This is a genomic window from Jatrophihabitans sp., from assembly GCF_046262535.1.
In the GTDB taxonomy this organism is placed as follows: domain Bacteria; phylum Actinomycetota; class Actinomycetes; order Mycobacteriales; family Jatrophihabitantaceae; genus Jatrophihabitans.
Genome location: NZ_JBHEMO010000085.1, coordinates 22,025 through 40,941 on the forward strand (window position 1 = coordinate 22,025; position 18,917 = coordinate 40,941).

The 18,917-nt window shown below is 69.4% G+C and carries 17 protein-coding genes; 6 read left to right on the forward strand and 11 right to left on the reverse strand.

Annotation, left to right across the window (positions count from 1 at the left end):
- Positions 1-2: 2 nt before the first annotated feature.
- The 3 genes from ABR571_RS12535 to ABR571_RS12545 are packed head-to-tail and all read right to left on the reverse strand — an operon-like array spanning position 3 to position 3,909.
- Positions 3-734: a FadR/GntR family transcriptional regulator gene (locus ABR571_RS12535; protein ID WP_409453543.1), complete on the reverse strand. Its 732-nt coding sequence runs from the start codon at positions 732-734 to the stop codon at positions 3-5.
- Entirely contained in the window at positions 731-1,453 is a 723-nt protein-coding gene (locus ABR571_RS12540) for a gamma-glutamyl-gamma-aminobutyrate hydrolase family protein (protein ID WP_409453544.1), read from the reverse strand. Before ABR571_RS12540 ends, ABR571_RS12535 begins: the two co-directional genes overlap by 4 nt.
- On the reverse strand, positions 1,450-3,909 hold the full coding sequence (locus ABR571_RS12545) for an FAD-dependent oxidoreductase (RefSeq protein WP_409453545.1): 2,460 nt from the start codon (positions 3,907-3,909) through the stop codon (positions 1,450-1,452). Before ABR571_RS12545 ends, ABR571_RS12540 begins: the two co-directional genes overlap by 4 nt.
- 144 nt (positions 3,910-4,053) lie before the next feature.
- Here ABR571_RS12545 and ABR571_RS12550 point away from each other — a divergent pair, with 144 nt between their 5' ends.
- Positions 4,054-5,049 carry a phosphotransferase gene (locus ABR571_RS12550; RefSeq protein WP_409453546.1) on the forward strand — a complete coding sequence of 332 codons (996 nt, stop codon included), beginning with the start codon at positions 4,054-4,056 and terminating at the stop codon, positions 5,047-5,049.
- 26 nt (positions 5,050-5,075) lie between these two features.
- Positions 5,076-6,635 (forward strand): amino acid permease, encoded by a 1,560-nt coding sequence (locus ABR571_RS12555; protein ID WP_409453559.1) that lies wholly within the window; start codon positions 5,076-5,078, stop codon positions 6,633-6,635.
- A 10-nt stretch (positions 6,636-6,645) separates the two neighbouring features.
- On the opposite strand, the gene ABR571_RS12560 is transcribed toward ABR571_RS12555, so the two are convergent.
- From ABR571_RS12560 to ABR571_RS12570, 3 genes are read right to left on the reverse strand one after another with little or no spacing between them, the layout of a single operon-like run.
- Positions 6,646-7,275, reverse strand: a complete 630-nt coding sequence (locus tag ABR571_RS12560) for a cytochrome b/b6 domain-containing protein (protein WP_409453547.1) — start codon at positions 7,273-7,275, stop codon at positions 6,646-6,648.
- A 12-nt stretch (positions 7,276-7,287) separates the two neighbouring features.
- Entirely contained in the window at positions 7,288-7,989 is a 702-nt protein-coding gene (locus tag ABR571_RS12565) for a molybdopterin-dependent oxidoreductase (protein ID WP_409453548.1), read from the reverse strand.
- Entirely contained in the window at positions 7,986-8,177 is a 192-nt protein-coding gene (locus tag ABR571_RS12570) for a hypothetical protein (protein WP_409453549.1), read from the reverse strand. Before ABR571_RS12570 ends, ABR571_RS12565 begins: the two co-directional genes overlap by 4 nt.
- Before the next feature lie 178 nt (positions 8,178-8,355).
- On the opposite strand from ABR571_RS12570, the gene ABR571_RS12575 reads away from it, so the two are divergent.
- Complete coding sequence (locus tag ABR571_RS12575) at positions 8,356-8,997, forward strand: nucleoside/nucleotide kinase family protein (RefSeq protein WP_409453550.1); 642 nt, start codon at positions 8,356-8,358, stop codon at positions 8,995-8,997.
- Here the strand turns inward: ABR571_RS12575 and ABR571_RS12580 are convergent.
- From ABR571_RS12580 to ABR571_RS12600, 5 genes are all read right to left on the reverse strand, one after another.
- On the reverse strand, positions 8,978-10,558 hold the full coding sequence (locus ABR571_RS12580; RefSeq protein WP_409453551.1) for an FAD-dependent monooxygenase: 1,581 nt from the start codon (positions 10,556-10,558) through the stop codon (positions 8,978-8,980). The genes ABR571_RS12575 and ABR571_RS12580 overlap by 20 nt on opposite strands.
- Before the next feature lie 45 nt (positions 10,559-10,603).
- Complete coding sequence (locus tag ABR571_RS12585) at positions 10,604-12,862, reverse strand: ATP-binding protein (RefSeq protein WP_409453552.1); 2,259 nt, start codon at positions 12,860-12,862, stop codon at positions 10,604-10,606.
- A gap of 19 nt (positions 12,863-12,881) precedes the next feature.
- Positions 12,882-13,448 carry an N-acetyltransferase family protein gene (locus ABR571_RS12590; RefSeq protein ID WP_409453553.1) on the reverse strand — a complete coding sequence of 189 codons (567 nt, stop codon included), beginning with the start codon at positions 13,446-13,448 and terminating at the stop codon, positions 12,882-12,884.
- Between the two features lie 101 nt (positions 13,449-13,549).
- On the reverse strand, positions 13,550-14,869 hold the full coding sequence (locus ABR571_RS12595) for an SPFH domain-containing protein (RefSeq protein WP_409453554.1): 1,320 nt from the start codon (positions 14,867-14,869) through the stop codon (positions 13,550-13,552).
- Between the two features lie 30 nt (positions 14,870-14,899).
- Entirely contained in the window at positions 14,900-15,139 is a 240-nt protein-coding gene (locus tag ABR571_RS12600) for a hypothetical protein (RefSeq protein ID WP_409453555.1), read from the reverse strand.
- Positions 15,140-15,398: 259 nt separating this feature from the next.
- Here ABR571_RS12600 and ABR571_RS12605 point away from each other — a divergent pair, with 259 nt between their 5' ends.
- The 3 genes from ABR571_RS12605 (at position 15,399) to ABR571_RS12615 (ending at position 18,791) form a co-directional block, all read left to right on the forward strand.
- Entirely contained in the window at positions 15,399-16,910 is a 1,512-nt protein-coding gene (locus tag ABR571_RS12605; RefSeq protein WP_409453556.1) for an HNH endonuclease signature motif containing protein, read from the forward strand.
- A 16-nt stretch (positions 16,911-16,926) separates the two neighbouring features.
- Entirely contained in the window at positions 16,927-18,408 is a 1,482-nt protein-coding gene (locus ABR571_RS12610; protein ID WP_409453557.1) for a glutamate-cysteine ligase family protein, read from the forward strand.
- 65 nt (positions 18,409-18,473) lie between these two features.
- On the forward strand, positions 18,474-18,791 hold the full coding sequence (locus tag ABR571_RS12615; RefSeq protein ID WP_409453558.1) for a double zinc ribbon domain-containing protein: 318 nt from the start codon (positions 18,474-18,476) through the stop codon (positions 18,789-18,791).
- Positions 18,792-18,917: the final 126 nt, after the last annotated feature.

Genomic DNA, 18,917 nt, shown 5'->3' on the forward strand with positions numbered 1-18,917 from the left:
GCTCAACTCAGGAATCCGCGGAGCAGGGCGGCGGTGCCGTCGACGTGCTCCTCCATCTCGGCACGGGCCGCGTCGACCTGGCCGCCGAGGATGGCCTCGACGATGGCTGCGTGCTGCCTGTCGGAGTGTGCGATGTTGCCGGGGATGACGGGGATGGCCCGCAGCAGTTCGTCCAACCGCATCTGGACGTCGGCCACGACCGCCGTGACGAGGGCGCTGCCGCCGAGCGCGGCGATCGCGAGGTGCAGCCGCGAGTCGGCCCGCCGTCGCGTCGCCGGTGTGGTGTCGGTGGACTCGCGAAGGTACTCGCGCAGGCTGGAGCGGTCGGCGGCGCTCAACGTCCGGCTGGCCGCGAGCGCCGCGGCGCCGGGCTCGACGACCTTGCGCAGCGCCAGCGCATCGTCCAGGGCGTACCCGATCGACTCCTCGATCTTGTCGCGCGAGCGGGCGGGCTCGCGCCGCGGCGCGGCCACGAAGGTGCCGCCGCCGCGGCCTCGGCGGGACTCGACCAGGCCCGCGTCGCGCAGTGCCTTGATCGCCTCGCGCAGCGTCACCCGACTGACGCCGAGCGTCTCGGCCAGCTCGCGCTCGGGCGGCAATCGGTCGCCCTCGACCAGCACGCCGAGCCTGATGCCCTGCACCAGCCGCTCGATCGTCACCTCGAAGGCGTTGCGTACCGGGACGGGCGAGAACAGCGTCTGGGTCCAGAGCGCCTCGACGTTGCCGATCGTCATCCCCGCGCACCCGCCGGGCGGTAGTGCGCGGCGGCGGTGATGAGCGCGGCGAACAGCGCCTCGCCCTTGTAGGCCTCGGGATGCCACTGGACGCCCATCGTCCACCTGCGGTCGGCCAGCTCGACCGCCTCCACCGTGCCATCGTCGGCCCAGCCGCAGGCCTTCAGCCCGGCGCCCAACTCGTCGAGGGCCTGGTGATGGTGCGTCGCGATCTCGATCCGCTCGCCGCAGACGACCGCGAGCCGGCTGCCCGCCTCCAAGGTGACGAAGTGCCGGCCGTGCGCCCCGACCAGCGGCGCGTGCACGTCGGTTCCCACCACGTCGGGCAGGTGCTGGATCAGCGTCCCGCCCAGGGCCGTGTTCAGGACCTGCATCCCTCGACAGACGCCCAGGACGGGAAGATCGCGGTCCAGCGCTTCACGCACCAGCTCCAGCTCCCAGCCGTCGCGCTCCTCTCGGGCGCCGCCCGTGCTCGCGTCCCGCTGCGCGTGGTAGCGGCCCGGATCGACGTCCGGACCGCCGGCAACGACCAGCGCGTGCACGCCGTCGAGCGCGGGGCCGGCGTGCGTCGCGGGCGCGGGCGGCAGCAGGACGGCGACGCCACCCGCGCCCTGGACGGCGCTGCTGTAGAGCGCGGGCAGCAGGTCGGCCGGCTCCGTCCACTCGCCCCAGCGGGCCGGCTCGCGGTAGGTCGTGATCCCGATCCGGGGCGCGGTCACGGGCCCGTTCCCCTTACTCGGGTGCCGGCCGGGTCGAACAGCGGTTCGGCGACGACCTCGCCGCCGACCCACTTCCCGAACAGGTCGAGTTCCACCTGCGTTCCGGGCTTGGCGTCCACCGGCAGATAGGCGTAGGCGAGCGACGCGTCCAGCGTGTAGCCCAGTCCCCCGGAAGTCACCCGGCCGACCACCTGCCCATCGACGCGAACCGGTTCGGCGCCGAGCACGACGAAGGACGGGTCGTCGAGCACGATGGCCCGCAGCCTCCGCTGCAGGCCAGCGGCCTTGGCCGCGACCAGCGCTGCCCGGCCGAGGAACGCCTTGTCGAGCTTCACGCAGAATCCGAGACCGGCCTCGTACGGCGTGGTCTCGCCGGTGAGATCCGTGCCCCAGGCGCGGTAACCCTTCTCCAAGCGCATGCTCTCGATCGCGCGATAGCCGCCCGCGACCAGCCCGAATGGCCGGCCGGCGTCCCACAGCGTCTCCCACAGAGTGGCGCCGTACTCGCTCGACGCGTAGATCTCCCAGCCCAGCTCGCCGACGAACGTCACGCGCTGGGCGCGGGCCGGCACGTCGCCGACCGTCAGCTCCTGGGCGGTCAGGTAGGGGAACGCCTCGTTGCCGAGGTCGCTCGGCGTCACCGATTGCAGGATGTCGCGCGAGCGGGGACCCCACAACGCGTAGCAGCAAGTGGCGCCGGTGACGTCGCCGATGCGGACGTCGTCGCCGGCGCGGCGCTCGGCCTGCCGGCGGAGCCAGGCGAGGTCGTGCGCGGCCGACCCGGTGCCGGTCACGATCAGGAACGCGCCGGCTGCCAGTCGGGTGACCGTGAAGTCGGCCTCGATCCCACCGTGTTCGTTCAGGGCCTGGGTGTAGGTGACGTCGCCGACCCGGCGCGCGACGTCGTTGTCGCACACCCACTGCAGGAACTCGGCGGCGCCGGCGCCCGTCACCTCGATCTTGGCGAACGACGACTCGTCGAACAGGCCGGCCACTTCGCGGGTCGCCCGGTGCTCCGCGGCGATCGCGGGGGACCAGTAGCGTCCGGCCCAACCGGTCGGCCGGGCCCCGTCGACCGGGCCAGCGTTGGTGTCGTACCAGTCGACCCGTTCCCAGCCGGACTTCTCGGCGAATCGCGCGCCGTGCCGGCGATGCCACTCGAACGCCGGCGAACGGCGCAGTGGACGGCCGGCTTCGCGCTGAAGGCCGGGATAGGGGATGTCGTAATACCTCCGATAGGCCTCGACCGTGCGGGCCAGCGTGTGCCCCGGTGACCGGTACTGCTGCCCGAACCGCGAGATGTCCATGTGCGACACGTCCATCGACGGCTCGCCCTGCGTGATCCACTCGGCCATCAGCCGGCCGATGCCGCCGGCCCCGGCGATGCCGTGCGCGCAGAATCCGGCGGCGACGAAGAAGCCCGGCACGGCCGTCTCGCCGAGGCAGAACTCGTTGTCCGGCGTGAACGCCTCCGGCCCGTTGATCATCCGGCGCAGGCCGACCTCGCCCATGACAGGGACGCGGCGCTGCGCGTTGGCCGCGATCTGTTCGAACCGTGGCCAGTCCTCGGCCAGCAGCCGGCCGTTGAAGTCGCTGGGCACGGCGTCGTAGCTGTGCGGGGTTGCCGTCCACGGCGCAGGATCGCGTTCGTAACCGCCCATGAGCAGCCCATCGACCTCTTGACGGAAGTACACGAGGTTGTCCGGGTCGCGCAGCGTGGGCAGCGCCGGATCCTCGCGCGTGCGGAACGGTTCGGTGATCAGGTATTGATGCGCCATCGGGACGATCGGGATCCGGACGCCGACGAGCCGCCCGATCTCGGCCGCGAACAGGCCGGCGCAGTTGACGACCACCTCGCATGCGATGTCGCCGCGGTCGGTGCGCACGACACTGACCCGGCCGGCGTCGGTACCGATGCCGGTGACGCGGGTGTGCTGCGCGACGTGCACGCCGTTGGCCCGGGCACCGGCAGCCAGCGCGTACGTCAGCTGCGACGGGTCGAGGTAGCCGTCGGATTCGAGATAGGCGGCCCCGACAACACCGTCCAGGTCGACGAGGGGGAAACGTTGCGCCGCCTCGGCCGGGGAGATCTCGTGCAGCGTCAGGTCGAAGGTGCGGGCCCAGCTGATCTGGCGCCGGATCTCCTGGAGCCGTTCGGGGGAGGACGCCAGCTTGATGCCGCCACTCTCCCTCCAGCCGACCGGATGTTCGCCGGCCTCCAGAGCGCGGTAGAGCTCCACCGAGTACACGTTCATCCGGGTCAGGGTCGGATCCGAGCGCAGCTGCCCGACCAGGCCGGCCGAGTGGAACGTGGAACCGCTCGTCAGCTCGGCGCGGTCGACGACCACTACGTCGCGTTCGCCCTGCTCTGCGAGGTGGTAGGCGACACTCATCCCCCCGACCCCGCCACCGATCACGACGACGCGCGCCGATTCGGGGAGTGCGGGGCTCGGCACGGTTCGATGATTGCGCGCCGCGCGACCCGCCACAAGCCCAAAAGGTCTGCCCCCTAGACCAGAACCGACAACCGGTCCTACGATCCGGAAAACCATCGCTCGGGCTGCCGAGTGGCGGTCATCGCTGCTGGCGGGAGGTGGCGTTTGACGGGACGACCTGCACCGGCCCTTCGTGCCGGTCGCCTTCCGGACGCCGCCGATGCCGTCGCGGTGTTGCAGCGCCTCGACACGCTCGCCGGTCAGGACTTCGAGCTGGAGTTGTTGACCGGCGGCCTCACCAACCGCAACTACCGGGTCATCACCCGCGGCGGCGCGCAGTATGTCGCCCGCTTCTCCAGCGTGAAGACCTCGCTGCTCGCAATCGATCGTGAGGCCGAGTTCCACAACTCGACCATCGCCGCTGCCGCGGGTGTCGGTCCGGCGGTGGCCGAGTTCGCCCCCGACGAAGGCGTGCTGCTCGTGGAATGGATCGCCGGGCGGACCTTCGCACCGGCCGATCTCGACGACCAGGATCAACTCGGGCGCCTGGCCGACGTCTGCCGGCGGCTGCACGCTGCCCCCGTCTTCGCGAGCGACTTCGACATGTTCGCCGTCCAGCAGCGCTATTTGGCGATCGTGCGCGAACTCGGCTTCCGCCTGCCCGAGGACTACCTGTCCTTCGAGCCGATCGTGGCCCGGGTCGAACAGGTGTTGCGCGGGTCGGCCCTCGACAGCGTCCCCTGCCACAACGACCTGCTGGCGGCCAACATCATGGACGACGGCGAGCGCATCTGGCTGATCGACTTCGAGTACTCGGGCAACAACGATCCGTGCTTCGAGCTCGGCAACATATGGAGCGAGGCAGTGCTCGGCGTCGACCGCCTCGAGCACCTGGTGACGTCCTACTTCGGTGTGGCGTCGCCGGTACAGACGGCCCGGGCGCGACTGTTCGGGCTCATGGCCAACTACGGCTGGACGCTGTGGGCGTCCATCCAGTCGTCGGTGAGCGATGTCGACTTCGACTTCTGGGAGTGGGGCCTGGAGAAGTACGCCCGCGCCCGCAGCGAGTTCCAGAGCGCCGAGTTCGACGACCTGATCTCGACCATCCGGGAATCCATCCGAACCGAGGGAGCCAAACCGTGGCCGACACCGTCGCGCTGAACGAAGACGAGCAACGCCTGGCCGAAATGGGGTACAAGCAGGAGCTCAACCGGTCCTGGTCGGGGTTCTCCAACTTCGCGATCTCCTTCTCGATCATCTCCATCCTGGCGGGCTGCTTCACGACGTTCGGCGTCGGTTGGAACAACGGCGGCCCGGCCGCGATCGCCTGGGGCTGGCCGGTAGTCTCGCTGTTCATCCTGGTCATCGGGTTCTGCATGTCGGAGCTGGTCTCGGCCTTCCCGACGTCGGGCGGCATCTACTGGTGGGCATCGAAGCTGGGCGGGGCCAAGGCCGGTTACTACACCGGCTGGCTCAACCTGATCGGGCTGTTGGCCATCGACGCGTCGGTGGCCTACGGCTGCGCCACGTTCTTCGACCTGACGCTCGACGTCTACAACAAGTCGTGGGCCGCCCACTACAGCCTCAACCGGGTGTTCGTGATCTTCCTGGTGGTGCTGTTCCTCGTCGCGCTGGTCAACATCTTCTCCAGCCAGCTGCTCGCGGTGCTCAACAACATCTCCGTCTGGTGGCACGTCGCCGGTGCTTCAGCAGTGATCCTGATCCTGCTGTTCGTGCCCGACCACCACGCGAGCACGTCGTCGGTATTCACGCACACGGTCAACAACACCGGGTTCTTCGGCGGCCACACCCACGGCGTGGGATTCCTCTTCTACGTGTTGCCGTTGGCGGCGATCCTCACTCAGTACACGATCACCGGTTACGACGCATCCGCTCACCTGTCGGAGGAAACGAGGTCGGCCGCGAACTCGGCCGCGAAGGGCATCTGGCGCTCGATCTTCTACTCGGCCATCGGCGGCTGGATCTTGCTGCTCACCTTCCTCTACGCGGTGCAGGACGAGGCCGGCGTGACCAAGGGCGGCGGCGGGGTCGCGGTCATCTTCAGCCAGGCGCTGACCTCCAAGTGGGCCGCCCTGGTGCTACTGATCTCCACCGTCGGCCAGTTCTTCTGCACCGTCGCTTGCATGACCAGCACCACCCGCATGCTGTACGCGTTCAGCCGCGACGGCGCCGTCCCCGGTAGCCAGTTGTGGTCGAAGCTGAACCACAACCGGGTGCCCGTCTACGGCGTGATCCTGTCTGCCGTCATCGCGGTCCTGCTCACCTCGCCTGCGCTGGTGAAGGTGGACATCAACGGCGCCCCGGTGCCGGTGGCGTTCTTCGCCGTCGTGTCCATCGGCGTGGTCGGTTTGTACGTCGCCTTCGCCATCCCCATCTGGTTGCGCTGGAAGGCCGGTAGCAACTTCACTGCCGGTGGCTGGACGCTCGGTCCGAAGTACAAGTGGATGTGCCTCGTGGCCGTGGCCGAGATCGCGGTGACGTCGATCATCGCGCTGCTGCCGACGAGCTCGCTCGGCGTGCCGTGGAACGACGGGTTCGCGGCGAAGTACGTGAACTACACGATCCTCGTCGTCCCCATCGCCCTCATCCTGCTGTGGATCTGGTGGCACCTCTCGGTGAAGAACTGGTTCACCGGACCGAAGACGACGGTCAACCTCCCCGCCGGAATGTCGTCCGCCGACGAGATCGCCCTGGAACACAAGCAGCATTACCAGCTGCCTGACTGAGAGCGGACGGCTAAACGAGAGGCGGCTCGACCTCGTCGGCCCAGGCGGCGTGCTCCCTGCGCGCCCACGCCGAGGAGACCCATCCGGTGCGCATGCCGCGCCGCGCCTCGTGGTCGCTCAGCGCGAAGAAGACGTGCCCGAGCACCAACAGCCCGAGGGCGAGGGCGAACCAGTCGTGGACGAACGTCGCGCCGGTCCGCCAGGTGAGCCGGGCCAGGTCGGGGAAGTACATCAGGAGCCCGGTGCCGAGCAGCACGAGGATCGCGCCGGCGCTCAACGCGGCGTTGATCTTCTGCCCTGCGTTGAACTTGGCCACTCGGATCGTCCCGTCGCGCCGGGTGCGGGAGCGCAGCCAGCGCCAATCGGCCGGAGTGAACCGGTTGAGCCGGCGGAGATCGGCGCGGTAGGCAACCGAGGCCGCGCCGAGCAGCATGGGCAGCGGCAGGGCGAACCCGGCGTAGACGTGGATCAGCTCGATGATCCGACGGTGCCCGAACCAGACTGCGAGCTGGCCGTTGTAGAGAATCGCGGCGGTGGCGATGCACACGGTCATCAGCACCGCCGTCGTGCGGTGGACGATGCGTTCGGCGCGGGCGAAGCGGTGCAGGTCGCGCGACGTCGGGGTGTCCGGGCGGCTCATGGGGGTTCGCGCTCAGTCCCGGTACGAGCCGTCGATGTCGTAGCCGCGCGGTTCCCAGTATCCGGGGACCTGTTCGCTGGTGAGCTCGATGCCGGACAGCCACTTCGTGCTCTTGTAGCCGTACATCGACCCGCAGTACATGCGGACGGGACCGCCGTGGTCATGCGTGACCGGGGCGCCCAACATCTGGAGCGCGACGAGCACATCCGGCCGCTGCGCCTCCTCCAGCGTCAGGCTCTCGGTGTACGTGCCGTCGAAGGACGTGAAGCGGACCGCTTTCGCCGCGGCCGACGGCTCGGCTCGCTGCAGCAGTGTCGAGAGCCGGACACCGACCCAGTGCACGTCCGGGACGCGCCATCCAGTGACGCACTGGAACTCGCGGACCAGCTTCGTCTGCGGCAGGGCCTGCAGGTCGGCGAAGCTGTAGGTCGCCGGCCGCGCGGCGAGGCCCGACACGCCGAGCTGATAGTCCCGCGTCGTCCGGCGGGGTACGGAGCCGGTCACCGAGTAGTAGCGGAACGTGTCGCCCAGCGGGATTAGGCCGGTCAGCCCGGTCGGATCGTGGTTCTGGATCGGCGTCAGGAAGCGGGCCAGGCCGTTCTGGATGCGGCTGCCGGTGACGACGCCGATCCCGCCGAGGGCGAGCAGCCCCAGCACGGTGCGCCGACCCACCGGCGACTCGCGCTCGCTCGGTTCCGGCTGCGCCTCGGTCATCTCGAGCGGCCGCGGAATCCGGCAGCAGCGATCGCGAGTCCGACGAGGGCGATGATCGGGCCGGCGACCGACCAGGTCGTGGTGTTGCTCATCGAACTGCCCTTGAGCACCCCGACACCTTGCAGGAAGAAGACGATCCCGAGCAGCGCAATGACCACCCCCGCCGCGGCCAGCGCCGGATTGCGCATTGCGACCTCGTCTCGGTATCCGTGCGCGGTCCTTCTGCACCGCGTCGTCCTCGACCATACGGTTACGCACAATTATTGGTTCAGTCTCCGCGCAACCACTCGGATTTCGTCCGGCCGCCGCAGCCGCGACGATCCCCGGTCGCGTCCCCGTGAAACCGGCCCGCCATACGATCGATCCGTGGACGGACCGCCGCGGGTGACCGAGCCACTCGCCGCTGTCGTGGACCGCGCGCGGGCGCTGATCTCTCCGGGCAAGCGGACGCTCCTCGGCATTGCCGGCGCACCCGGCGCCGGCAAGTCGACGTTGGTCGAGCACCTGGCGGCCGCGCTCGACGGTGCGACCGCGGTCGTCGGGATGGACGGGTTCCATCTTGCCAACGTCGAGCTCGACCGCCTCGGTCGCCGGTCCGGCAAAGGCGCGCCGGACACCTTCGACGCATGCGGCTACGCGGCCCTGCTCGCGCGGCTGCGGGTCAACGACGAGTCGGTGGTGTACGCGCCGCTGTTCGACCGCGCACTGGACGAGCCGATCAGCAGTGCCGTACCGGTTGCCCGCGAGGTGCCGCTGGTCATCACCGAAGGCAACTACCTGTTGCTCGACGGTCAGGGCTGGTCGTCGCTCCGGCGGCTCCTCGACCAGGTGTGGTTCCTCGATCTTCCCGACGACGTCCGCACTCACCGCCTGGTCGCGCGGCACGAGCGGTACGGCATGGCGCGGGCTGTCGCGCAAGAGCGGGTGCGCTCCGGCACCGACGGGCGCAACGCGCAGCTGGTGCAGGCGACACGTGACCGCGCTGACCTCATAGTGCAGTTGACGTGACGATGCGCCCGGTCTGTGCGGTGTCGACCGACGATGCCGGCGCCGCGACGAGCTGGTGCAGGTAGGCGAGAACATGATCCGGCGCCCGTCCCGACGCGCGAACCGCGACGACACCGTCGGGCCGCACGAGCGTGAGCGCGGCTCCCGGATCGTGGCCGACCGCCTCGACGACCTCGACCAGCTCCGCCCAGTTGCCGAATCGGTCCAACGCGGTCGCCGCCGACGGTGCCTTGCTCGACACGATGAGCACGTGCCGGCCGGAGCCGAGCAGCCGGTGCAGTCGGCCGACGCCGGCTCGGCCGCGGACCTCGAAGTCAGGACACCGCTGCCCCGGCCGCAGTCCTCGACGGATGTCGTCCGGACGGACGAGCGCACCCGGTCCGTACGCCACCAACGTCTGTGCCAGCCGGCCGGCCGCTCGCCTCTGGACGGCAGGCAGCGAGGTGACAATCGGCAGGACGGTGTCGCGCACGGCCCGCTTCACCGGCTGCCGCATGGTCAAGAGCCCGACCAGCTTGTCGGTGAGGCCAAGTACGGCCCGCGCGACCGGCAGGCGCTCCTGCTCATAGGTGTCGAGGAGGGCGTCCGGCGCACGACGGTCGGCAACCAGCGCCAGCTTCCAGGAGAGGTTGGCGGCGTCGAGCATTCCGGTGTTCATTCCCTGGCCGCCGGCCGGTGAATGGACGTGGGCGGCGTCGCCGGCCAGCAGCACGCGGCCGCGGCGATATGACGTCGTGATCCGGAGCTGGGCCCGGAAGCAGGACAGCCACCTGGGGTCGGCCAGCGTCATCGGGCGCGGCGCCCGCTGGGCGACGAGCTCCTGGATCTCGTCGAAGGTCGGCGGCCTCCCGGCGCGGTCACCCGCATTCGGCATCGTCACGCGCCAACGCGAGCCGCCGATCGGGATGCAGGTCAAGGGCAGACCGTTGGCGCGGAAGAAGAGGTGCACCGCGTCGTCGCTGCCGGCGCCGTCGAGCGTGACGTCGGCCAGCAGCCAGTCCTGCGGGTATGGCTGGCCGACGAATCCGAAGCCGAGACGCTCGCGCACCACGCTGTGTGCGCCGTCGCAACCGACCACATACCCGACACTCGTCTGCGACGTCTGTCCATGTGCGGTGCGCAGCGTCACGTCGACACCGGCGTCGTTCGCGTCGAAGCCCGCGAGTTCGACGCCGTGCTCCACGGTGCCGCCGAGCTCGGCCACTCGGGCCCGCAGCAGCGTCTCCGTCTGCTCCTGTGGCAGATGCAGCACGAACCCGAAACGCGAGCCGTTGTGCCGGAACGATTCACGGACCAAGGTGCGGTGACCGCTGTACATGCGGATCTCGTGCACCCGGTGACCGACGTCGACGAACGCGTCCGACATGCCCATCGTGTCGAGCAGCTCGAGGGTGCGGGCGCTCACTCCGAGGGCTCGACTGTAGGGGGCCGGGGTTCGTCGCTTGTCGACGATCCGAGTGGGGATGCCGCGTGCCAGCAGCTGCGCGGCGAGCGTGAGGCCGGTGGGACCGGCGCCGACGACGAGAACTTGGCACTGGTTGGAACGCGAGGACGTGGTCATGGCGATCAGGGTGGCTGCGTGCGACCGCCCGAATCGTCTGCAGAACTACGTAGGGGATACGTATTTCGCGGCGACCTCGGTGCGGTTGCGCAGCCCGAGCTTGGTGAGAATGCGGTCGACATGCACCTCGACCGTCCGTACCGAGAGGTACAGCTGAGCCGCGATTTCGCGATTGGTGAGTCCGCGCGCGACGAGGGCCGCCACCTCGGACTCGCGGCGGGTCAGTCCGGAGGTGCGCGGTGGGCTGTCGGGCGCGCTGCCGAGCCCGAGGGCGACCGCGTCGGCCAATGACAGCTGCCGCCCCTCCTCGAATGTCTCGGCCGCGTCGGGCGCTTTCTGGGCCGGGCGCAGCCAGCCCTCGAGAAACAGGCGCAGCGCCACCGGCCGGTAGGTGCGGTTGGTCTCTTCATATGCAGCGGCGGCGCCGGCCAACTTGAGCGCCACCCGCGGCCGGCCGCTCTTCGCCGCAAGCCCGGCAAGGGCGCTCAACCCGCCCGGGATGCCAAACCGGTCGCCGATGTCCACGAGGGCGGGCACGCCTTGCGCGAGAACCTCCCGCGCACCGGCCAGATCACCGAGCTCGACCCGCGCGACGCCCAGGAGCAGCCACGAACGCGCGGCGACAGCCGGAGCGTCGGCTTCCTGGGCCAACTCCGCCGAGCGCGCGAGCAGGTCAGCCGCCACCTCGATGTCCCCGTCGACCATCAGATGGGGCAGCGCGGCGAACCAGAGTGCCGCGGCGCGGCCGGCCTCATCGCCGACATCGGCCTGCAGTTGCATTGCCTGCGCGATGTCCGCGCGGCCCCCTGGGGGATCGTCGGATATGAGTCGGCAGCGACCTCGATAGAACAGCGCAGTGCCCTCGCCGGCGGTGTCCCCAACGGCGCGAGCATGGCTCACGCTGCGGTCGAGCAGCCCTCGGGCCGAGGCGGAGGCGCCCTGATCGGTGGCCAGCCATGCGGCGCCGTTCATCCCGTCGATCCAGCCACGATCGTCGGATCCCACGACTTCGAGCAACTCGCCGAGGCGGCGGCGGCCCTCGGAGAAGTGACCGCGCGCCGACCAGAACGCGGTCAGCCGATTGGCGAGCTGCAACCCCCCACTCGGGCTCCGGTCGCGATACCAATCCAATGCGGCACGGAAGTTGTCGTGTTCGGATTCGAGCCGGTCGAGGCCTTCTCGTGCCGGCCACAGAGGTGGGCGGGCGAGCCCGTCGGCCCGCCGGGCGAACACGGCCGCATGAGCCGCGTGAACGGCGTCTGCCTCCGGCATCGTGCGCAGCTGCTCGGCAGCGAACTCCCGGACCGTCTCCAGCATGGCGTAGCGCGGCACGGTCGCCGACGCAACCAGGCGCACGAGGCTGTGATCGACCAGCTCCTGCAGGGCGTCGAGAACGTTCAGGTCCGGGCGCACGCCTTCTCGGCAGACCGCCTCGATGTCGTCCAAGGCGGCGCCACCTCGGAATGGGGACATGGCGGCGAGGACCAGTCGTGCACCGTCGCTGAGCAGGTCGTGGCTCCAGCCGATCGTGGCGCGCAGCGTCCGCTGTCGATCCGGCACGTCGCGCCCGGTGCCGACCAAGAGGCCGAGCGAGCGGTCCAAGCGCGCTTGTATCGCTTCCGGGGGTAACAGCTTGACGCGGGCCGCCGCCAGCTCGATGGCCAACGGCAGACCACCGAGCCGTTGCACGATGCTCGCGATCGGCATCGCGTTGCGCTCGTCGATGCTGAAACCCGGTACCGCCGCGGACGCCCGCATCGCGAACAGCTGCGCCGAGTCGGCGGCGGCCACCGACTCGGCTGACAGCTCAGCTCCCGAGCGGGGCACCGACAGCGGTGGTACCGGGAACTCCTGCTCACCCGACAAGTGGAGCGGCGCGCGGCTCGTGACGAGAATCCGCAGCCGGGCGCAGGCGGCGAGCAGCTCGGACACGAATTTCCCCGCCGGTAGGATCTGCTCGAAGTTGTCCAAGACGAGTAGGACTTCGCCGTCCGCGAGGTAGCCGGTGAGGTGCTCGAGCAGCGAGCCCCCGCGCGAGTCCTGCAGCCCGATGCCCTGGGCGATGGAGATCGGCACCAATGACGGTTCCGTGATCGCCGCCAGCGAGACGAAGTGCACGCCATCGGGAAAGTCGTCCGTGACGCTGCCGGCGACCGCGACCGCCAACCGGGTCTTGCCGCACCCGCCCGGCCCGGTCAACGTCAGCAGCCGATTGCGCGACAGAAGGCGGCGGGCGTCTTCCAGTTCGCTCTTGCGGCCTACCAGGCTCGTCCGCGGTTGGGGGATCCCGCGCCGTACTCCCACCGATGGGTTCCTCATCGTCTCAGAAGTCGAAGCGGACGATCGCGCGACGCAAGGAGGGTTTGGAGACGATGCGGTAACCGGCGGCGAGGAACGCACTGAGCGCGCCGACGTGCATCTCGCCCCACGGCACATCTTTGCCGGGCGCCGGCTCCATCGGGTACGCCTCGACGGCCCGGGCGCCCGCATCGCGCGCGAAGTCGACGGTGGCACCGGCCAGCGCCCGGCTCACGCCCTGACCGCGGTACCCGGCGCGAATGGCGAAACAGGTGACCGCCCAGGCGCTCGAATCGGCCTTGTCCTCGTTGCGGCCCTTCCATGTGGGCTGGCGCAGGTAGGTGTAGTCGCAGCGCGGGGCCACCGAGCACCAGCCCACCGGCTCGTCCTCGGGGTAGGCCAGCAGGCCGTGCCCCTCACTCACCTGGTCACGCAACAGCTCGCGGCGGCCGGCGACGTTGTCGGACTGATGGTCGTACCAGCCCATCCGGTAGCGCTGGCACTGGCAGCGGAAGGCCTGTCCCCTGTCGCCGAACACTGTCTGGACGTCGTCGAACGTCGCTTCGCTGACCGGCGAAACGAGAACTGCCATGACCTCACATTGGCACATCGGAAACGAAGCCGCGACAGCCGCGGAAACCCTGTCTCCGTGAGCGAATGAGGCCTGGCTCGTTACGTCGACCGTTCGGCCGGTCAGCGGTCCAGTTCGGTCGACTTGGAGTTCGCGGAGCCGCCGACGCCCTTCTTGATCGAGTCGAGGATCGCCAGCCCCTGCCCGACCATTGACGACACGATCTCGTTCACGCCGTCCGATCCGTTGAGCACGGTCAGATGCGACCCGGCCAGGCCCATCGCGGCTTTCTCGACGATCAGCGGAAGCTGGGCGATGAGCTGCTGGTCGAGGGCCACCCGGTTGTGGGACTGGGCCGCTTCGGCAAGGATCTTCGTCCGCTCGGCATCGGCCGCGGCCAGGATCTTGACCCGCTCGGCGTCGGCCTCGGCCGGCCGGACGACCGTGGACACGAGGGTCTGGCGGGCCAGCTCGGCCTGCTGCTGGGCCAGGGCCGTCTGGGCGTCGATGACCTGCTGCTGGGCGATCGCGTGGGCAAGCGGCCCGGATTGGTCGGCCTTCGCCTGGGCCGCCTGGGTCTCGGCCGCGAAGGTCGCCTTGGCGACGGCGGTCTGCCGGGCGAAGTCGGCCTGGTTGCGATCGGACTCCTGCTGGGCCTCGGCCGCCACCTGCGCCGCCTTGGACCGGGTGACCGCGGTCTCGGCCTCGTAGTTGGCCTGGTTGCGAGCGGATTCCTGCGCGGCCGCGGCGGCCGTCGCGGCGGCCGCGGACTTGGCCGCCTCGACGTCGGCCGCGTACTGCGCCTGAACGACCTCTGTCTGGCGCGCGTACTCGGCCTGCGCGCGCAACGACGCCTGCTGGGCCTCAGCGGCGGCCTGATCGGCCTGCGACAGCGCGACCTTGGCGGCTCGTTGGATCGCGGCGTTGTGCGGCGCGGCCATCGCCGCGATGTAGCCGAGGCCCATGTCGTCGATGGACTGGATCTGCAGCGCATCGACCGTCAGTCCGATCTTGGCCATCTCCTCCTTGGAGCCGTCGAGGACCTCGGAGGCGAGCTTCTGCCGCTCGGTGACGATCTCCTCGACCGTCATCGAGCCGATGATCGAGCGGAGGTGACCCGAGAAGATCCGGCCGGTCAGCACCGACATCTGCGACTGGTCGGACAGGAATCGCTGGGCGGCATTGACGATCGACTCGGTGTCGTTACCGACCTTGAACGCGATCACCGCCTTGACCTTCAAGGCGATGCCTTGCTTGGTCACGCAGTTCTCCTCGACCTCGGCCTCGGACATCGACAGCGTTATGAACCGCACCTTGCGGAGGACTGGCGTCACGAATCCGCCGCGTCCGGTGACCACGCGGAACGGCGCGTCTGTCCCCTTGGCCCGTCCGCCTGAAATCAGCATTGCCTCGTCGGGAGCGGGCACGTGGTAACCGAACATCGTGGAATCTCCTCAATAGCTAAATGCGGATCACAGTTCTAGCAGCGAGTCGACCGGGTCGGCCCAGGGCAGGACGATCACCGTTCGCGGGCCGAGCGTCTGCACGATGATCACCGACTGACCCTTGGCCAGCGGTTCGGCGGAGCGGGCGATGAAGGTCTCGGTCCCGCCACGAATGCGCACCTCTACCTCACCCGGGCCGAGTTCACCGCGGGTTGCCGTGGTCAGCCTTCCGGCCAACCCGATCGGCGAGCCGTCCGAAGCCGTCATCTGTCTCGTTTGGGCCGAACAGCGCCGATCATCCTCACGCGCCGGATGCTACGTACCGGAGCTGGACGTTCGCTAGGGGCAAGAACCTATCCAGTGGCGCGTCGACCGGACCGACAAGAACCCGGCCACCCTCAGTTCCACCGACGCCACTGTCGTCAAGACACTGCTGAAACTGCTGTAGGGCGGCCCTCACGCGGTTCACGTGAACCGCGCGGTTGGCACCGTCGAAACTGTCGTAGGGCGGCGTTAACGTTCGATCATGAACGACGCAGCAAAGCCCTACCGCGCAACGGTTTCGCACCTGTCCCGACCCGCCTTGGCCCTGGTAGGTGACGATATCCCCGATGCAGAATTGAGCGTCGACCAGCTGGGCTCGCGCATCGTCGGGATGGCCGGCCGGCTTGCGTCGGCGATGTGTCGCTGGCTACTGCTCGTCGCCGAGTTCGATGCCCGAGGCGGTGCCGCAAAGTTCTGTCTTCCCACGACATCCCGCTGGCTCGGCCACTACTGCGGGCATTCGGCCCGGACCGCGCGGGAACACGTCCGCGCCGCACGGGTACTTGCCGCGTATCCGCACTTGACCGAGTCATTCGGGGCCGGACGCATCTCCTACTCCCACGTCCGGGCGATCGCCCGCGCCGCCGAGCTCGGGGGCGAGCGGCTGGTCACCGATCTGGTCATGGTGGCCGAGCACGGCACAGTGGGCCAGCTGGAGGACACCGTCCGAGGATTACGCACCGTGGACAAGAACAACGGTGGGTCACCCCAGCCGCCGAGCGAGACAGTGTCGCACCGCTGGCGCGAAGACTCCCATCTCGGCTTCTCCGCGAGAGTGGATCCCGAACACGGAGCCTTGGTGCTGTCCGCGGTCGACGCGCTCGCCCGCCGCGAGAACATCACGCACGCGGAAGCGCTGACCCGGATGGCCGAGATCGCCCTGGCGACGGTCAACAACAGCGATGGGCCGGCGCCGTCGCTGCGTGGCGACGAGTACGCGGCGATCGTCATCAACGTGGACGCCGACCAACTTCGACCGGACGAAACCGAGCGGGCCAGCTCGACGACGTCGGGCGGCGAGCCTCAAGCCCAGATCGAGAGCGGTTCACGTGAACCGCTCGACCGTCCGGCCGGGCGCATTGCCGGTGGCCCGGGACTGCCCGACGCCACCGTCAAACGCTTACTGTGCAGCGGGCGCATCCGGGTCGTCGTGACTACCGACGACAGCGACGACGACGAGCCCGCAGGGGCTGCAGTGCAGCGCTACCGGTGGCGCGCCGGAGTCCTCGATGTCGGCGCCAACCGACGCCTCGTGTCGGACAAACAGTTCCGCGCGCTGATGATTCGCGACTTCGGCTGCTGCACGGTGCCCGGCTGCCCGTCCACCATCGGGCTCGAGGCGCACCACGTCCAGTTCTGGGCCTGGGGCGGCAAGACGATCATGGCCAACCTGATCTTGCTCTGCCGCGCCCACCACCACGCCGGCTACGACGGCGCCTTTCGCATCGTGGCCGTCGGTGACGGACGCTTCCGCTTCCATCGCCCCGACGGGCGCGAGCTACCCGTGCACAGCGAGCCGGACAAGCTCAGCGCCACCCCCGGGCGGATCGAGGACGAACATGACCACGTCGAACCGACCGCCGCCATCACCCGCTGGGACGGCAGCCACCTCGACCGGCACTACGCCGTCGCCACCCTGGCGCCCGGACTCACCAGCGCGGTTCGAAATTCGCGAACGGCATTTGGCCGCGGGGGGTGCGCCGCTGCAGGCTGAGTGGTGGGATCGATGAATGGGCGAAGAAGTAGAGAGCCAGGACTTCAGCCGCACCGACCGCCAGCGCTATCGCGAGAAGCTGCGCCTGTGCCTCGACGTGTTCGCCCGGATGCTCAGTGAGTCGAAGTTCGACTTCGAACGGCCGCTCACCGGGCTGGAGATCGAGTTCAACCTGGTCGACGACCATGTCGACCCGGCGATGCGCAACGCCGACGTGCTCGCCGCCATCGCCGATCCCGACTTCCAGACCGAACTCGGCCAGTTCAACATCGAGGTCAACGTCCCGCCGCGCAGCCTCGTCGGCTCGGCCGCCGACGAACTCGAGACGGAACTACGGGCGAGTCTCAACGCGGCCGAGCAGCACGCCCGGTCCGTCGGCGCGCACATCGTCATGATCGGCATGTTGCCGACGCTGACCCCGGCTGACCTGACCGGCGAGGCACTGAGCGCGAACCCGCGGTACAAGCTGCTCAACGAGCAGGTCTTCGCCGCCCGCGGTGAGGACCTGTACATCAACATCGACGGTGTGGAGCGGCTGTCGACCCACGCCGACACGATCGCGCCCGAGGCGGCCTGCACGAGCGTGCAGTTCCATCTTCAGGTGAGCCCGCAGGACTACGCGCGAACCTGGAACGCCGCGCAGTGCATCGCCGGCGTCCAGCTGGCGTTGGGGGCGAACTCGCCGTTCCTGTTCGGCAAGGAGCTCTGGCGCGAAACCCGGGTGGCCCTGTTCGAACAGGCCACCGACACCCGCCCGCAGGAGTTGAAGGAGCAGGGCGTCCGACCGCGCGTCTGGTTCGGCGAACGATGGATCACCTCGGTCTTCGACCAGTTCGAGGAGAACGTCCGCTACTTCCCCGCGCTGCTTCCCGTGTGCGAAGACGAGGACCCCGCGGCCGTGCTGGCCCGCGGCGACACCCCCAAGCTGTCCGAGCTGCGGATGCACAACGGCACGGTCTACCGGTGGAATCGCCCGGTCTATGACGTGTTCCGCGGCCGCCCGCACTTGCGGGTCGAGAACCGGATCCTGCCGGCCGGGCCCACCGTGGTCGACGTCCTCGCCAACGGTGCCTTCTACTACGGGCTGGTTCGGGCACTGGTCGAAGAGGATCGTCCGCTGTGGTCGCAGATGTCCTTTCCGGCCGCGTTCGACAACTTCGAGACCGGCGCCCGGCGCGGAATCGACGCCCACCTCTACTGGCCCGGTCTCGGCGAGGTGCCCGCGACCGAACTCGTCCTGCGGCGGCTGCTGCCGATGGCGCACGAGGGGCTGGCTGCGTGGGGCGTCGACACGCCAGTGCGGGAACGGCTGCTCGGCATCATCGAGCGCCGGTGCACCACCCACCAGAACGGCGCCGAATGGCAGGCGCGGACCTTCCATCAGATCGACGAGCGTCGGCAACCGCTGGATCGCCGCGACTCGTTGCGCGAGATGCTGCGCCGCTACATCGAGCTGATGCACTCGAACGAGCCCGTTCACGCATGGCCGGTCGGGTGATCCTCGGGCATGATTGCGTCCGAGGATCCTGACGGGGGTTTCGGGACCTCACCCCGGAGGTGAGCGTGCCCGCGACCTGTCCGAGCTGCGGCCTGACCGATCCGTCGCCCGGGCGTTTCTGCCGCGACTGCGAAACGCCGCTGAGTTCGACTTGTCCCTCGTGCTCCGCGCCGGTGCAGACGCAGCAGCGATTCTGCGGCGACTGCGGGACGGCGCTGGGTGGCGCGGGTCGGTCCACCGGGGACCAGGCGCAATCGCTCCCGTTGGCCGAGCGCCGGGTCTGCTCCGTCCTCTTCTGCGACCTTGTGGGCTTCACACCGCTCTCGGAGTCCCGCGACCCGGAAGAGGTTCGCGAGCTGCTCTCCCGGAGGCGCGCGCACTGATCAACCTGGCCGATGTCCTCGGCCGCGTGGATCCACCCGCTTCCCTGGAAGCGGCGCAGACCGCGATCGACCTTCTCGCCCGCACGGGAGACAGGGGGCGGCTCGCCTTCGCCGTGATCAACGCGG

Bases quoted from the DNA above. Each gene is read 5' to 3' on its own strand.
- ABR571_RS12535 (WP_409453543.1), bottom strand. From the start codon at position 734: ATGACGATCGGCAACGTCGAGGCGCTCTGGACCCAGACGCTGTTCTCG.
- ABR571_RS12555 (WP_409453559.1), top strand. From the start codon at position 5,076: ATGGGGTACAAGCAGGAGCTCAACCGGTCCTGGTCGGGGTTCTCCAAC.
- ABR571_RS12560 (WP_409453547.1), bottom strand. From the start codon at position 7,275: ATGAGCCGCCCGGACACCCCGACGTCGCGCGACCTGCACCGCTTCGCC.
- ABR571_RS12565 (WP_409453548.1), bottom strand. From the start codon at position 7,989: ATGACCGAGGCGCAGCCGGAACCGAGCGAGCGCGAGTCGCCGGTGGGT.
- ABR571_RS12570 (WP_409453549.1), bottom strand. From the start codon at position 8,177: ATGCGCAATCCGGCGCTGGCCGCGGCGGGGGTGGTCATTGCGCTGCTC.
- ABR571_RS12580 (WP_409453551.1), bottom strand. From the start codon at position 10,558: ATGACCACGTCCTCGCGTTCCAACCAGTGCCAAGTTCTCGTCGTCGGC.
- ABR571_RS12590 (WP_409453553.1), bottom strand. From the start codon at position 13,448: ATGGCAGTTCTCGTTTCGCCGGTCAGCGAAGCGACGTTCGACGACGTC.
- ABR571_RS12595 (WP_409453554.1), bottom strand. From the start codon at position 14,869: ATGTTCGGTTACCACGTGCCCGCTCCCGACGAGGCAATGCTGATTTCA.
- ABR571_RS12600 (WP_409453555.1), bottom strand. From the start codon at position 15,139: ATGACGGCTTCGGACGGCTCGCCGATCGGGTTGGCCGGAAGGCTGACC.
- ABR571_RS12605 (WP_409453556.1), top strand. From the start codon at position 15,399: ATGAACGACGCAGCAAAGCCCTACCGCGCAACGGTTTCGCACCTGTCC.
- ABR571_RS12610 (WP_409453557.1), top strand. From the start codon at position 16,927: ATGGGCGAAGAAGTAGAGAGCCAGGACTTCAGCCGCACCGACCGCCAG.